The organism is Streptomyces sp. NPDC001056 (genome assembly GCF_053598955.1).
In genome coordinates this window covers 43,034-57,492 of sequence record NZ_JBSFLI010000018.1, presented here as the reverse complement: position 1 = coordinate 57,492, position 14,459 = coordinate 43,034, and the positions used below count along the sequence as shown (strand labels likewise).

The 14,459-nt window shown below is 70.7% G+C and carries 13 protein-coding genes; 3 read left to right on the top strand and 10 right to left on the bottom strand.

The genetic code is table 11. The features are described from left to right. Positions 1–121: 121 nt before the first annotated feature. The 7 genes from ACWDD7_RS21645 to rsmI all read right to left on the bottom strand — a co-directional run bounded on the left by ACWDD7_RS21645 (position 122) and on the right by rsmI (position 7,810). Positions 122–1,930 (bottom strand): ABC-F family ATP-binding cassette domain-containing protein, encoded by a 1,809-nt coding sequence (locus ACWDD7_RS21645; protein ID WP_450458539.1) that lies wholly within the window; start codon positions 1,928–1,930, stop codon positions 122–124. 138 nt (positions 1,931–2,068) lie between these two features. Next, positions 2,069–2,962, bottom strand: coding sequence for a 4-(cytidine 5'-diphospho)-2-C-methyl-D-erythritol kinase (locus ACWDD7_RS21640; protein WP_450458538.1), 894 nt, complete (start codon positions 2,960–2,962; stop codon positions 2,069–2,071). 31 nt (positions 2,963–2,993) lie between these two features. Beyond that, on the bottom strand, positions 2,994–3,863 hold the full coding sequence (gene rsmA / locus ACWDD7_RS21635; protein WP_392214992.1) for a 16S rRNA (adenine(1518)-N(6)/adenine(1519)-N(6))-dimethyltransferase RsmA: 870 nt from the start codon (positions 3,861–3,863) through the stop codon (positions 2,994–2,996). A 148-nt stretch (positions 3,864–4,011) separates the two neighbouring features. Then, positions 4,012–5,277 (bottom strand): ubiquitin-like domain-containing protein, encoded by a 1,266-nt coding sequence (locus ACWDD7_RS21630; RefSeq protein WP_450458537.1) that lies wholly within the window; start codon positions 5,275–5,277, stop codon positions 4,012–4,014. Positions 5,278–5,317: 40 nt separating this feature from the next. Next, on the bottom strand, positions 5,318–6,223 hold the full coding sequence (locus ACWDD7_RS21625; RefSeq protein WP_351864221.1) for a TatD family hydrolase: 906 nt from the start codon (positions 6,221–6,223) through the stop codon (positions 5,318–5,320). 60 nt (positions 6,224–6,283) lie between these two features. After that, a complete protein-coding gene (locus tag ACWDD7_RS21620; protein ID WP_351864224.1) occupies positions 6,284–6,700 on the bottom strand; it encodes a hypothetical protein in 417 nt (138 codons plus the stop codon). A 261-nt stretch (positions 6,701–6,961) separates the two neighbouring features. Next, the gene (gene rsmI, locus ACWDD7_RS21615; protein ID WP_351864226.1) at positions 6,962–7,810 is read right to left on the bottom strand and encodes a 16S rRNA (cytidine(1402)-2'-O)-methyltransferase; all 849 of its coding nucleotides are present in this window, start codon (positions 7,808–7,810) and stop codon (positions 6,962–6,964) included. A 105-nt stretch (positions 7,811–7,915) separates the two neighbouring features. Between rsmI and ACWDD7_RS21610 the strand changes: the two genes are divergently transcribed. Beyond that, the gene (locus tag ACWDD7_RS21610) at positions 7,916–9,664 is read left to right on the top strand and encodes a dolichyl-phosphate-mannose--protein mannosyltransferase (RefSeq protein ID WP_450458536.1); all 1,749 of its coding nucleotides are present in this window, start codon (positions 7,916–7,918) and stop codon (positions 9,662–9,664) included. A 477-nt stretch (positions 9,665–10,141) separates the two neighbouring features. On the opposite strand, the gene ACWDD7_RS21605 is transcribed toward ACWDD7_RS21610, so the two are convergent. After that, entirely contained in the window at positions 10,142–11,389 is a 1,248-nt protein-coding gene (locus ACWDD7_RS21605; RefSeq protein WP_450458535.1) for an SLATT domain-containing protein, read from the bottom strand. A 524-nt stretch (positions 11,390–11,913) separates the two neighbouring features. Here ACWDD7_RS21605 and ACWDD7_RS21600 point away from each other — a divergent pair. Together ACWDD7_RS21600 and ACWDD7_RS21595 are read left to right on the top strand one after the other, a co-directional pair. Further along, positions 11,914–12,360, top strand: coding sequence for a winged helix-turn-helix domain-containing protein (locus ACWDD7_RS21600; RefSeq protein WP_450458534.1), 447 nt, complete (start codon positions 11,914–11,916; stop codon positions 12,358–12,360). Positions 12,361–12,371: 11 nt separating this feature from the next. Further along, entirely contained in the window at positions 12,372–12,941 is a 570-nt protein-coding gene (locus ACWDD7_RS21595; RefSeq protein WP_450458605.1) for an HD domain-containing protein, read from the top strand. Here the strand turns inward: ACWDD7_RS21595 and ACWDD7_RS21590 are convergent. Both ACWDD7_RS21590 and ACWDD7_RS21585 read right to left on the bottom strand, forming a co-directional pair. Then, positions 12,929–13,402: an NUDIX hydrolase gene (locus ACWDD7_RS21590; protein WP_450458533.1), complete on the bottom strand. Its 474-nt coding sequence runs from the start codon at positions 13,400–13,402 to the stop codon at positions 12,929–12,931. The genes ACWDD7_RS21595 and ACWDD7_RS21590 overlap by 13 nt on opposite strands. Then, positions 13,399–14,169: a helix-turn-helix domain-containing protein gene (locus tag ACWDD7_RS21585; RefSeq protein ID WP_450458532.1), complete on the bottom strand. Its 771-nt coding sequence runs from the start codon at positions 14,167–14,169 to the stop codon at positions 13,399–13,401. The genes ACWDD7_RS21590 and ACWDD7_RS21585 overlap by 4 nt, the downstream gene beginning before the upstream one ends. Positions 14,170–14,459 lie beyond the last annotated feature (290 nt).

The window sequence follows — 14,459 nt, the reverse complement described above, 5'->3', positions numbered from 1 at the left end:
AACCGGCCCGTGATGCCGCCGTTACGCGTCTTCACGCCCCCTTCACGCGGCGCACGCGCGACCCACCGCGCGCCGGGGACAAAGCGCTTGCCGCGCTGGCTGATTCGAGGCGGACGCGGTGCTACGCGTCCTCCGCCAGCTCCAGCCAGCGCAGCTCCAGCTCCTCGCGCTCGCCGGCGAGTTCCCGCAACTGGGCGTCCAGCTCGGCCACCTTGGCGAAGTCCGTGGCGTTCTCGGCGATCTGGGCGTGCAGCCTGGTCTCCTTGTCGGAGACCTTGTCCAACTGCCGCTCGATCTTCTGGAGTTCCTTCTTGGCGGCGCGCTGGTCGGCGGCGCTCTTCTCCTGCGTGGCCGGCTTGGGCGCGGCGGCGGAGGCGCGCTCGGCGACCACCTCCTCCATCCGCTGCCGCCGCTCCAGGTACTCGTCGATGCCACGCGGCAGCATCCGCAGGGCGCCGTCGCCGAGCAGGGCGAACACCCGGTCCGTGGTGCGCTCCACGAAGAACCGGTCGTGGGAGATGACGATCATCGAGCCGGGCCAGCCGTCGAGGAGGTCCTCCAGCTGGGTGAGGGTCTCGATGTCGAGGTCGTTGGTGGGCTCGTCCAGGAAGAGGACGTTGGGCTCGTCCATCAGCAGCCGCAGCAGCTGGAGACGGCGGCGCTCACCGCCGGAGAGGTCGCCGACCGGCGTCCACTGCTTCTCCTTGGTGAACCCGAAGGTCTCGCACAGCTGGCCCGCGGTCATCTCGCGGCCCTTGCCGAGGTCGACGCGCTCGCGCACGCGCTGCACGGCCTCCAGGACCCGCCAGGTCGGGTCGAGTTCGGCGACCTCCTGGGAGAGGTAGGCGAGCTTGACCGTCCGCCCGACGGCGATCCGGCCGCCGGCCGGCTGCTCCTCGCCCTCGGAGCGGGCGGCCTCGGTCATGGCGCGCAGCAGCGAGGTCTTGCCGGCGCCGTTCACCCCGACGAGGCCGATCCGGTCGCCGGGGCCGAGCTGCCAGGTGACGTGCTTGAGCAGCACCTTGGGGCCGGCCTGGACGGTGACGTCCTCCAGGTCGAAGACGGTCTTGCCGAGCCGGGAGGAGGCGAACTTCATCAGCTCGCTGCTGTCGCGGGGCGGCGGCACGTCGGCGATCAGCTCGTTGGCCGCCTCCACCCGGAAGCGGGGCTTGGAGGTGCGGGCGGGGGCGCCGCGGCGCAGCCAGGCCAGCTCCTTGCGGACCAGGTTCTGCCGCTTGGCCTCTTCGGTGGCGGCGATGCGCTCACGCTCGGCGCGGGCGAAGACGTAGTCGGAGTAGCCGCCCTCGTACTCGTACACGTCGCCGCGCTGCACGTCCCACATGCGGGTGCAGACCTGGTCCAGGAACCAGCGGTCGTGGGTCACGCAGACCAGGGCCGAGCGGCGGTTCTGGAGGTGCCGGGCGAGCCAGGAGATGCCCTCGACGTCGAGGTGGTTGGTGGGCTCGTCCAGGACGAGCAGGTCCTGCTCCTCGATCAGCAGCTTGGCCAGCGCGATGCGGCGCCGCTCGCCACCGGACAGCGGTCCGATGACGGTGTCCAGGCCCTTGGGGAAGCCGGGCAGGTCCAGTCCGCCGAACAGGCCGGTCAGTACGTCCCTGACCTTGGCGTTCCCGGCCCACTCGTGGTCGGCCATGTCGCCGATCACCTCGTGGCGCACGGTGGCGGCCGGGTCGAGCGAGTCGTGCTGGGTGAGCACGCCGAGGCGCAGCCCGCCGGAGTGCGTCACGCGCCCGGTGTCGGCCTCCTCCAGCTTGGCGAGCATCCGGATCAGGGTGGTCTTCCCGTCACCGTTGCGGCCGACGACCCCGATCCGGTCCCCTTCCTGCACACCGAGCGAGACGCCGTCCAACAGGGCACGGGTGCCGTACACCTTGCTGACGTTCTCGACATTGACCAGGTTGACGGCCATTTCACTCCTGCGCACGGGGCGTATCGACATGCGGCTCCGCCGCGTGGGTCAGCTTTCTAGCGTAGGCCCTCGGGGGAAGGGGGCGGTGCGCGAGGGCATGGTCACCCTGTGTGCGCCCTCGACCGGTGCCGAGCCCGCTCAGACCACCGTCGCCCCCGGCACCGGCCCCCGCGCCGTCCGTACCGTGCGGCAGGTGCCCGAGGCCCGGAGGGCCTGCGCGACCTTCTCCGCCGCGGCGGCGTCCCGTGTGAGGAAGGCCGTGGTCGGGCCGGAGCCGGAGACCAGGGAGGCGAGGGCGCCCGCGTCGCGGCCGGCGGACAGCGTGGCGGACAGTTCCGGGAAGAGGGACAGCGCGGCGGGCTGGAGGTCGTTCGTGACCGCCGCCGCCAGGGCGTCGGCGTCGCCCTTCGCCAGCGCGTCCAGCAGATCCCGCGAGGCCACCGGCTCCGGGATCGCGCGGCCCTCGGCCAGCCGGTCGAACTCGCGGAAGACCGCCGGCGTGGACAGCCCCCGCTCGGCCATCGCGAACACCCAGTGGAAGGTGCCCCCCACGTCGAGGCCGGTCAGCTGCTCGCCGCGGCCGACGCCCAGCGCGGCGCCGCCGACGAGGCTGAACGGCACGTCGCTGCCCAGCTCGGCGCAGATCGCGAGGAGTTCGGCCCGCGAGGCTCCGGTGCCCCACAACGTGTCGCAGGCGAGCAGCGCGCCCGCGCCGTCCGCGCTGCCGCCCGCCATGCCGCCGGCGACGGGGATGTCCTTGGCGATGTGGAGGTGCACGTTCGGCTCGATGCCCCGGCGCGCGGCGAGCGCGAGCGCGGCGCGGGCGGCGAGGTTGGTGCGGTCCAGCGGCACCTGGCCGGCGTCCGGGCCCGCGCAGGTGACGCGCAGTTCGTCGGCGGGGGTGACCGTGATCTCGTCGTACAGGCCGACGGCGAGGAAGACGTTGGCGAGGTCGTGGAACCCGTCGGGGCGGGCGGCGCCCACCGCGAGCTGGACGTTGACCTTGGCGGGGACGCGGACCGTGACGCTCACTGCGCTCCTTGGGCTGTGCGGGGTGCCGGCGTCAGGCGCCGGTCTGGGCGTGCTCGGCGATGCGGGCGAACTCCTCGACCGTCAGCGACTCGCCGCGGGCCTGCGGGGAGATCCCGGCGGCGACCAGGGCGGCCTCGGCGGCGGCCGCGGAACCGGCCCAGCCCGCGAGCGCGGCCCGCAGGGTCTTGCGGCGCTGCGCGAAGGCCGCGTCGACCACCGCGAAGACCTGCCGCTTCGTGGCCGTCGTCCTGATCGGCTCGGTGCGCCGCACGAGGGAGACGAGCCCGCTGTCGACGTTGGGCGCGGGCCAGAAGACGTTGCGGCCGATGGCGCCGGCGCGCTTGACCTCGGCGTACCAGTTGGCCTTCACGGACGGGACGCCGTACACCTTCGAGCCGGGGGCCGCGGCGAGGCGGTCGGCGACCTCGGACTGCACCATGACGAGGGTGCGCTCGATGCTCGGGAAGGTGTCGAGCATGTGCAGCAGCACGGGGACGGCGACGTTGTACGGCAGGTTCGCGACCAGGGCGGTCGGGGCGGGGCCCGGCAGCTCGGTGACGTGCATCGCGTCGGAGTGGACCAGCGCGAAACGGTCGGCGCGGGCGGGCATGCGGGCGGCGATGGTCGCGGGGAGTGCGGCGGCGAGGACGTCGTCGATCTCCACGGCGGTGACGCGGTCGGCGACCTCCAGCAGCGCGAGGGTGAGCGAGCCGAGCCCGGGGCCGACCTCCACGACGACGTCGTCGGGGCGGACCTCGGCGGTGCGGACGATACGGCGGACCGTGTTCGCGTCGATCACGAAGTTCTGGCCGCGCTGCTTGGTGGGGCGGACACCGAGCGCTGCCGCGAGCTCGCGGATGTCGGCGGGGCCGAGGAGGGACTCGGGGGCGGGGCTACTCACGGGACAAGGGTACGGGGCGGTGGGGCACCCCCTTGCCAGGTCCCCGCGCCGGGACGCTCCGGCCGGCCGTGCCGGTGCGGCCTCCGCCGCACGGGCGCGGCCGGCCGCGACGCGCCCGCACCGGGAGGCGCCCGGGTCGCCCCCGGACCTACCCGTGCAACCGCTCCCCGCAGTGCGGCCAGGGGCTCTCCCCCTGCCGCGTGTACAGCTTCTTCGCCCGGGACGTCTGCTCGGACGCCGGCGCGTCCTGGGGCCGGCCCGTGCCCCCCAGCGTGTGCCAGGTACGCGTGTCGAACTGGTACAGGCCCCCGTACGTCCCCGAGGAGTCCACCGCGTGCGGATCGCCGCCGGACTCGCACAGCGCGAGCCCGTGCCAGTCGAGCGCGTCGACCGGCCGCCCGGCCCGCGGCAGCGGCTTCGTGCCGACGCGGACCACTTGCCTCCGCGGCCGCCGCACCACCTCCGCGCCCTCCCGGCGCGGCGTCTGCCGCACCCCGTTGACCGTGCGCAGCAGGTACGTGGTCCGCCGCAGTCCCGGGCGCCCGGGACGCGCCACGACCTCGGTGCCCTTGAACAGCGAGGGATCGTAGGTCCGCTCGACGCGGAACGGGATCGCCTCCTCGCGCACCTCCCGCCCCCCGGTCACCCGCAGCACCGTCACGGTCTGCCCGTCGCGCGGGAAGCTGCCGGCCGGGACGGAGAGCGTGTCGTCGGGGCCCAGGGCGACCCCCGCCTCCTCGACCGCCTCCCGTGCCGTCGCTGCGTTGGTGCGGATCGTACGGGCCCGCCCGTCGGCCATGACGGTGACCGCCCGCTCGGTGCGCACGTCGAGCGCGAGCCCCGCGCGGCCGATGCTCTGGGAGCGCGAGGCCGACAGGTACGCGCCCTCGGCCCGCACCCCCAGCTCCCGCAGCGCCCCGTCCACCGTGTGCGCCGTCGTCCACACCTGCCGCCGCCGGCCGTCCAGCGTGAGCCGCACGGGACGGCCGTAGCGCACCGCGATCGCGTCGCCGCCGGTGAGCGGTGTGCCCGGGGCGGGCGCGACCATGTCGTGCTCCCCCACGCGCACGCCCTCCTCGGCGAGCAGCGCCTCCACGTCGTCGGCGAAGGTGTGCAGCGCCCGCGGCCGGCCGTCGACGCTGAGCTGGATCGCCCGGTCCTGCGCGACGAACGCGGTGGTGCCGCCGGCCAGGAAGGCCACCACCAGCGCCCGCGGCAGCAACCGGCGCACGACGGAGTCCGGGCCTTTGGCCGCCCGCGCCCCGCGCCGGCGCGCGCGCCGCCTACCGGGCCGCCCCGGCGACACGCCGGGCGCCGTACCGGTCTCCAACCGAGGGTTGCTGCTCACGCCGACACGCTCCAGAGGGGCCGAATGGTCCGGATCGGGGGCAGAACCTAGCGGAGCCCCGGTCACTCTCCAAAGCGGATCGACTACCCGGCGTCACGAAAGCAGGCTACGCCTCGTACCCGAAGGCGCGGGCGGTGTTCGCGTTCAGGGCCGTCGCCAGCGCGTCTTCGTCGATGCCGCGCACCGCGGCCATCGCGCGCACGGTGACCGGAACGAGGTACGGCGCGTTGGGCCGTCCGCGGTACGGCGCCGGGGTGAGGAAGGGCGCGTCGGTCTCCACGAGGACCAGTTCCAGCGGGGCGACGGCGAGCGCGTCCCGCAGGTTCTGGGCGTTCTTGAAGGTGACGTTGCCGGCGAAGGACATGAAGTAGCCCTCGCGGGCGCAGATCCCGGCCATCTCGGCGTCGCCGGAGTAGCAGTGGAAGACGGTGCGCTCGGGGGCGCCCTCCTCCTTGAGCACGCGCAGCACGTCGGCGTGGGCCTCGCGGTCGTGGATGACGAGCGCCTTGCCCTGCCGCTTGGCGATCTCGATGTGCGCGCGGAAGGACCGCTCCTGCGCCTCCTTGCCCTCGGGGCCCGTGCGGAAGTAATCGAGGCCGGTCTCGCCGACGCCCCTGACGTGGGGCAGCGCGGCGAGCCGGTCGATCTCGGCGAGCGCCTCGTCCAGCGCGGCCTGCCCGCCCGGCCGCCTGGCCCCCTGCCGCGACCAGCCGTCGGGGTCGCCGTGGACGATGCGCGGGGCCTCGTTGGGGTGGAGGGCGACGGCGGCGTGCACGCTCTCGTGGGTCCGCGCGATCTCGGCCGCCCACCGGGAGCCGTCGACGTCGCAGCCGACCTGGACGACCGTGGTCACCCCGACCGACGCGGCCTTCGCCAGGCCCTCCTCCACCGTGTCGGACTGCATGTCGAGGTGGGTGTGGGAGTCGGCGACGGGCACCCGCAGGGGTGCGGGCAGCGGCGGCGCCGCGTTCTTGTCGCCCTGGGAGCCGCTCTGGCCGGCGTTCGAAGGCATGCCCCGATCCTACGGAAGGGGCGAACCCCCGGGGCCGTCGCCCGGGGCTCCCCCAGGGGCTCAGCCCGCCTTGCGCTGGAAGGGGTGCAGCAGGTCCGACAGATGCCAGTGGTGCTGCGCGCCGCCCGTCCCCTCGCCCCCCGCGGCGATCGGCACCTGAGGCACCTCCACCGGCCCGGCCAGCGGCGCGCTGTGCCCATGCCGCGCGCCCCGTACCGACGACACCTGCCCGGCGCGCATGATCCGCACCACGTGGCCGTCGCAGTTCTGGCAGCTGGGGCGGCGCAGCGGCGACGGCACGACGCGGCCGTCGGCCACGTAGAGGACGAACTCCTGCCCGTCGGCGTCCGTGTGGTGCTCTATCGCGTACGACTGCTCCCAGCCGTGCCCGCAGCGCATGCAGGCGAATGAATACGACTCGTGAACGACGGCCGTGGCCGTACCGCGGAGGCCGGTTTGCCCTGCGATCTCACTCATGCCAGCTCCTCGTTTCCGCTGGACGAGCACCCCCTGATCGGGGTCCCTTCGACCAGTGGACGCCTTCGCCGACGCGAATGCACCGGGGCTGTCGAGTGTTGGAGGCGATTTGAGTCTTCCTTGCCGAAAAGGCCCTCCGGGCCGCCTCCGCCCTTTGCCAACGGAGACAGCCTTTTGCCGCCCGTTGGCCGTCGTGCTCATCCGAGAAGATCGCTGCTCAGAGGGCGGTTTTCCCTCGGGAACACCGCGCGAGCAGGCCCCTCACCGATCGGCACGCTTCGCGGCGACAACGGCGTCGAACACGATCCTCTTGGGCAACCCCGCCTCCACCGCCACCGCCGCGATCGCCTCCTTGCGGCGCTCCCCGGCCTCCTCGCGCACCCGCACCCGGCGCACCAGTTCCGCCGCGTCCAGCTCCTCCGGGCCGGTCTCGGGCGCGCCCTCGACCACCACGGTGATCTCGCCGCGGACGCCCTCCGCCGCCCAGCTCGCCAGCTCGGCCAGCGGGCCGCGGCGTACCTCCTCGTACGTCTTGGTCAGCTCCCGGCACACCGCGGCCCGCCGCTCGGCACCGAAGACCTCGGCCATCGCGGCGAGGGTGTCGTCGAGGCGGTGCGGGGCCTCGAAGTAGACCAGCGTGCGCCGCTCGGCCGCGACCTCCCGCAGCCGGGACAGCCGCTCGCCCGCCTTGCGCGGCAGGAAGCCCTCGAAGCAGAAGCGGTCCACGGGCAGCCCGGACAGGGCGAGCGCGGTGAGCACGGCGGACGGTCCGGGCACGGCGGTGACCCGGATGTCCTTCTCGACGGCCGCCGCGACCAGCCGGTACCCGGGGTCGGACACCGACGGCATGCCGGCGTCCGTGACGAGCAGCACCCGCGCCCCGCCGAGCAGCTCCTCGACCAGCTCCGGCGTGCGCGCCGACTCGTTGCCCTCGAAGTACGACAGCACGCGGCCCCCCGGCGTGACGCCGAGCGCCTGGGTGAGCCGGCGCAGCCGCCGGGTGTCCTCGGCGGCGACCACGTCCGCGGCGGCCAGCTCCTGCGCCAGCCGGGGCGGCGCGTCCGCGATGTCGCCGATGGGGGTACCTGCGAGGACAAGGGTTCCAGTCACGCCCCCATCCTCGCAGGGGTCCGCGGGCCGGAGGAAAACGACCGCTTCGCGGCCCGCGCCGCGCATGCACGGGACTCGCACAGCACCGTTCCCTACGATGGCGCGGTGACCAGTACCGCGTCCTCCATGGATCTGAGGCAGGGCCAGGCGCCGCACGACCGGCGGCCGCCGTGGCAGCAGCGGCTGCGCCGGTTCGGGTACGCGCCGGCGACGGACGCGCCCGCGGGCGACGTCCGCGACCGGCTGGTGCCGCCGTACACGGAGCCGAGTCCGCGACTGTGGCGGGCGCTCGGCGTGCCGCCCGTCCTGGCCGACCGGATCACCCGCTGGTCGGGGTGGGTCGGTCCGCTGCTGGTGACGCTGGTCGCGGGCGTGCTGCGGTTCTGGAACCTGGGCAGCCCGCGGGCGGTGATATTCGACGAGACGTACTACGCCAAGGACGCGTGGGCGCTGGTCCACCGCGGTTTCGAGGTCAACTGGGACAAGAACGCCAACGACCTGGTCCTCCAGACGCACGGGCATCTGGCGATCCCGGCGGACGCGGCGTACGTCGTGCACCCGCCGGTCGGGAAGTACGTGATCGGGCTCGGCGAGCTGATGTTCGGGTTCAACCCGTTCGGCTGGCGGTTCATGACCGCGCTGCTCGGCACGCTGAGCGTGCTGATGCTCTGCCGGATCGGGCGCCGGATGTTCCGCTCGACGTTCCTGGGCTGCCTCGCGGGCGGGCTGCTCGCGGTGGACGGGCTGCACTTCGTGATGAGCCGCACCTCGCTGCTCGACGGCGTGCTGATGTTCTTCGTGGTGGCCGCGTTCGGCTGTCTGCTCATCGACCGGGACCGCTCACGGGCGAGACTGGCCGCGGCGCTGCCCGCCGGGCCGGACGGCCTGGTCCGCCCGAACGCGGGGGTGGCGGACTCCTTCCGGTTCGGCTGGCGCCCCTGGCGCTGGGCGGCCGGGCTGATGCTGGGCCTGGCCATCGGCACCAAGTGGAACGGCCTGTACGTCCTGGCCGCGTTCTGTGTGATGGCGCTGCTGTGGGACGTCGGCGCCCGCAAGGTGGCCGGCGCCCGCTACCCGCGCCTGGCGGTCCTGAAGTACGACACGGGCATCACCTTCCTGGCGACGGTCCCGGTGGCCGTCGCCGTCTACCTCCTGTCCTGGCTCGGCTGGATCCTCTCCCCCACGGACGGCACCGGCGGCTACTTCCGCAACTGGGCGATCACCGACGGCCGGGGCGGCTTCTGGTCCTTCCTGCCGGACTGGGTGCGCAGCCTGTGGCACTACGAGCACGAGGTGTACGAGTTCCACCTCCACCTGGACTCCCCGCACACCTACCAGTCCAACCCGTGGAGCTGGCTCGTCCTCGGCCGCCCGGTGTCGTACTTCTACGAGTCCCCGTCCCCCGGCACCGACGGCTGCCCGGCGGACGCGGGGCAGAAGTGCGCGCGCGAGGTGCTGGCGCTCGGCACGCCGCTGCTGTGGTGGGCGGCCTGCTTCGCGATCGTGTACGTCCTGTGGCGCTGGGCGTTCCGCCGCGACTGGCGGGCCGGCGCCATCGCCTGCGCCATCGCGGCCGGCTATCTGCCGTGGTTCCTCTACCAGGACCGGACGATCTTCTTCTTCTACGCGGTCGTCTTCGTGCCGTTCCTGTGTCTGGCCGTGGCGATGATGATCGGCGCGATCATCGGCCCACCGGGCTCCAGCGACACCCGCCGCGTGGTCGGCGCCACCTCCGCGGGCATCCTGGTCCTGCTGATCTCCTGGAACTTCATCTACTTCTGGCCCCTGTTCACCGGCACGGCGATCCCGATCGACAGCTGGCGGGCGCGGATGTGGCTGGACACCTGGGTCTAGCTGGGGAGAAGAACGACGAGGGCACGGCCGCCGGCCGTGCCCTCGTCGTCGTTGTTGGTCGTCGGCGGTCATCGCTGGCCTCCCCCGGACGGCCCAGGCACGGCCCAGAGGTGGCCCACGGCAGGCTTACAGACCGCGCAGGGCGCTAACCCGGGCGCCCCCGCGCGCCTACCTTCGGACAGGTGATTGCACTGCTACCGCTGTTCAGGGCTCCAGGGCCTTTCCCCTCGGACCGCTTCGCCCCGAAGCAACTTGGGTGAGGGCTCGACCTGGGGCCGGTGTGCCCCTCGCTTGCGCTGATGGTCCCCCGACGTCCGTGCGCGTCCGCCGCTGTCCGTCGGTGTTGTCACGCAGTTAGACACTCACCGGGGAGACAGGTGCGTGTTCGCTTAGCACTGCCAACGCCTCCCAGGTCCGCTTCGCACGAGGCGCCGCGTCGTTCGGGTTGGCCGTACTGGCGGCCGTCCTGCTCGCCGGTCAGATGACGTCGGTCTGCCCCTGATGCGGCTGTTCCAACTGCTGTTCCCGCTTGCGCTGCTCCATCCGGAGCGTCTCCACGTTCTCCGCGAACCGCTCCAGGTTCACCGCCGCGTCCGAATCCGCGTACGGCGTAATGCCCAAATCGAAGGCCGTGGCGTGCTGCTCTACCTGGTCAGCGGTCTGCTGAAGGTTGTAAGCCCGCTCACGGAATTTGAAATAGCCCGTCACCGCGGTGGCGAATGCCAGGAACGACCCCAGCACGATCAGGATCGTCTTACCCGGCTGCGGGGTATCCCAGAAAGCCGTAGTCGCCGTGGTCCCCACCGACGCGAAGAACACCCCCCACTGGAACCAGTTGTGAATACGCCGGTAGAACCGCGTATCCCGCCGCAAACGATCTATCACCCGCGGTATGTGCTCTCGGTAGCCGTCACGCCGCTCCGTTGCCGGGCGCGTCTTTGAGGCATTCAGGATCCACTGGTCATGGATGATTTCCAGATCTCTGCGGAGCAGAAAAACCGACCTTACACCGTGTTCCTTATCCTTCACCCGCAGGAAGAAGCCGACCAGGAACACCATCACCAGGATCAGCACCACCGCGATGGTCACGATGTTGAACGTGCGCAGGTCCGGCACGTCTTCGGGCCACAGGTTTCCCCATCCGAGCACTGCCAGAACCAGCGGCATCACCACAAGTGGCACCAGCCGGAGCCACCGCGACAGAAGAGCCCTGCGGATATGACGCTCCGTCGTCGCCACGTCCCGCCGGTAGGTGATAACACTGTTCGCGTACTCGTGCTGTCGAGCGGGCTCTAGCCTCCATCCGTACTCTTGTTTTGGGTCTTTGAGGGTTTCAATTACCTCTTCAACGAGATCGCCCCAGGTGGAATTCGATTCTGCGGTGAACACATCCTTAAGTCGCACGTACCGTTTGTATCGGTCAGGTGCCCCAATCTCCCTGTGGAAGATGTATGCGCTTTCACTGGCGTATCTGACCGTGCGGGCTATTTCGACAAATAGGGTCCACTTGAGTTCTTTCCTGTCGGTCTTCCATGCGGCAGAGAGAATCGCGGCTATGCCCTCCCAGGTCAACGCGAATTCCTCTGGGAGGGGGGTGCGTATGTCGGCCTCGGACAGCCGCTGATCTTCGTATGCGAGGTGATGCAGCACATCACCCACCCACGGTTCGTAACTGTCGGCTGTCTTGGGTTCAGGTTCGTACGGCACGTCGGTAAGGCCGGACATCGCTGGCTCCCGGTCAAGGGTGGCGGTGTGTGGTCGACGGCACGCTACCGCCGCCCTGCCTTCCATCAGTCGGTAACCCGCCTGTTAGGCAGAGGAGTTGACCACATCCGCACCTAAGAAGGGAACATGTTCTGCCGGATCAAGAGCTGCCCCGGTGGGGCCAGGCTGCTTCCCAGGTTGCAGGCTCATGGGTCGCCGCTCTTCAAGCTAAGGTCGGCGGAGCGGCAGGCCCGGCCGGGGGCCGGGCCGCGCGCGGTGAGCGGAGCGAGCCGCCTTGAAGCAGTAGAGGAAGTTGTAACGCGCTGGGAGCACCACGACGGTTTTCAAGACCGATTGGCATACGCACTCGTTCCATACTCTGACCTGCCCGTTTCCCTCCTACGAGGCGCCGCGCGCGAGTCCTGGCCCGCGCATGGCCCACGGGGGACTGAGAACGGCCCACTCACGGACCGCATCCGGGCCGCCCAGTCGTACGCGGTCACATGCGACCCTGGCAGCAAATGAAGCCCGTGGAAGGAGGTGCCGTGCCGGAGGCCAGCCCGCGCGGAACCTATCTACTGATCGCTGATGCGCTGCGGAAGGAGATCGAGGAGGGACAGCACAAGGACAGCACCCTGCCGTCAGAGGCCGAACTGATGCAGGCCTACGACGTCTCCCGTAACACCATCCGTCGCGCGCTCAGGACGCTGGAGTCCGAGAAGCTGATCACGTCCGTGCCGGGGGTCGGCTGGCGTGCCTCCCGAGTCCCCGTTCTGCCTCTCGTCGAGCGCCTGATCGCCGTCATCACGGAGGACTCCCTCGAAGTCGGCGACAAATACCCGTCAGAGGCGAACCTCTGCGAGCGCTTCGGAATGTCCCGGACAGCCGTACGCCACGCGCTGGCTCAGATGGAAGGCACCGGCCTTCTCGCCACCGTGCACGGCAAGGGGCGCACCGTGCTCGCCCTTCCGACTATCCAGGAGGAGTCATAGCCGTGCCATCCATGGGGCTTACTCAGTGGGCGTACTCGCTCTCCCAATCGATGCTGGCCGAACCGCTGCCGCGTCGCTGGGCGCACTCTCTCGGGGTAGCCGAACGGGCTCGCTCCCTGAGCCCGATCCTCGGCCGCGATTCCGAACTGCTGGAGGCTGCCGCCGTTCTGCACGACGTCGGTTACTCCCCCTCCATCGCCACTACCGGCTTCCACCCGCTCGACGGGGCCCGGTTCCTCCGCGACCAGGAGGGCGCCGACGAGCGCGTCGTCCGGCTCGTGGCGCACCACTCATGCGCGCTCCTGGAGGCCGAGGAGAGGGGACTCCGGCATGATCTAGAGACCGAGTTCGAGCTGGAGCAGCCGGAGCTGGTGGACGCGCTCATCGTGTCGGACATGACGACCACTCCGGACGGTGAGCACACGACGCCGGCCGCCCGGCTGAACGAGATCGTGCAGCGGTACGGGCCGGACACGATCGTGGGCCGGTTCATCCAGCGAGCGGCGCCGGAGATCTACGCCGCCGTGGAGCGGGTCGAAAGCCGGATGACCGCCGTCTCGGCGGGCACTCAGCCGATGTAGGGCTCACGACGCGACTCGTCCAGCCCATGCTGGATCCGCAGACGCATGGACGGGTGGATGTCCAGTGAATCGAGGTCCGCTGGGTCTATCCAGCGGACCTCTTTGGATTCGCTGCTCGTGCGGAGGGTTCCGCCCACCGGGTGGGCCCGGAAGCAGATGGAGAACTGCTGCCGCACCTCGCCGTCGTCGTAGGCAAGCACGTGCTCCGGGTCGGTGTAGAGCCCGACGATGCCGTCCACCTCGACCTTGATTCCGGTCTCCTCCTCGACCTCGCGCACGACCGTGTCACCGATACGCTCGCCGATGTCGTGACCACCGCCGGGCAGCGCCCACAGGTTGTTATCGGTCTTGTGGATGACCAGGAGTCTGCCAGCGTGGTCGCACACAACGGCTGTGACCGAGGGCACGACAGAGTTGGCCGCAGGGGCGTTGGGGTCGCGGAAGTAATCGATTCGGCTCATGCGTCTGGGCCTCTCAGGTCGGTGGGCGAGGAGATGGGCCGCGCGGTCTCCCAGACCCGTTCGACACTCTCAGCGTAGGCGTCGAACAGCTCGCCCCCAGGGACGCGCTGGATATGCAGCACCGGCGCCATGTACGCGCCTACTCCGTACAGGTGGCCATTGGCGAGCATCTCGTCGTCAGCCCGATAGATCGAGTTGTAGAGCGTGGAGGAGTGGAGCCGGAACTCCACCCCCGGAAGTCCGAACAACGCAGCGTAGTTGACCAGGGCGTTTCGAATCTTGCTGGCCATCGCACCCCCGATCCCCTCGTCCTCGCCGCGCACGGCGACAGCCGTGGAATCGGGGTCCCCGAGCATGAACCGGATACGAACGCCGGCGGCTGACTTCTCCTTGACGACCTGGTGGAACGCCGCGTCCTCGGTGAGCCAGAACCCCGAGTAGACAAGCACATCGAAGTGTCGCGACGCTCGGGCGTAGAGCTGCGGCCAGAGACGGTTCGGAACCACGGAGCGGTGGGGGTAGAGCCTGACCAGCTCGGCGTTCCCAGCTTCGGTGACCTCTGCCGACGTCCGCTCATCCGGCCACAGATAAGACATTTCGCATTGCAGGAGCGAGGCCGCCGCGTACTTGAAGCGGCGGTACGGCTGGCGCTTCGGCTCGTTGATCCAGCGTTCGACCGTCTTGGCCGACACGCCTAGCGCTTCCGCGACTTGATCCAGCGACAGGCCGCTCTTGGTGATCGCGCCGCGTAACCGCTCATTCGCCATGTCGCACTCTCCCCCAGTGGGACGACTTGGGACGACTTCACCCTAGCCAAGTCGTGCACGAGTCGTACATGCGCGGAGTCCAACGTCTCAGCCGCAACAGCCAAGCTGAAGGCACATCGCGCGGATGGACGCGTCAACCCCGAAGAGCGAAGGGACTTGACGCGGCGAATCCTTCTCCGCATGATGAGGAACAGGTACTACATGTACCTCTACGGATTTCGGTCCGCCGAGAGGTGCTGCACACGTACAGGGCGGGGACGCTGCAATCCCGCTAAAGGCCAGGCAGAACA

Excerpts from the sequence above, each read along its gene's own strand:
- ACWDD7_RS21645 (WP_450458539.1), bottom strand. The coding sequence starts at position 1,930 with ATGGCCGTCAACCTGGTCAATGTCGAGAACGTCAGCAAGGTGTACGGC.
- ACWDD7_RS21625 (WP_351864221.1), bottom strand. The coding sequence starts at position 6,223 with ATGCCTTCGAACGCCGGCCAGAGCGGCTCCCAGGGCGACAAGAACGCG.
- ACWDD7_RS21620 (WP_351864224.1), bottom strand. The coding sequence starts at position 6,700 with ATGAGTGAGATCGCAGGGCAAACCGGCCTCCGCGGTACGGCCACGGCC.
- ACWDD7_RS21605 (WP_450458535.1), bottom strand. The coding sequence starts at position 11,389 with ATGTCCGGCCTTACCGACGTGCCGTACGAACCTGAACCCAAGACAGCC.
- ACWDD7_RS21595 (WP_450458605.1), top strand. The coding sequence starts at position 12,372 with ATGGGGCTTACTCAGTGGGCGTACTCGCTCTCCCAATCGATGCTGGCC.
- ACWDD7_RS21590 (WP_450458533.1), bottom strand. The coding sequence starts at position 13,402 with ATGAGCCGAATCGATTACTTCCGCGACCCCAACGCCCCTGCGGCCAAC.
- ACWDD7_RS21585 (WP_450458532.1), bottom strand. The coding sequence starts at position 14,169 with ATGGCGAATGAGCGGTTACGCGGCGCGATCACCAAGAGCGGCCTGTCG.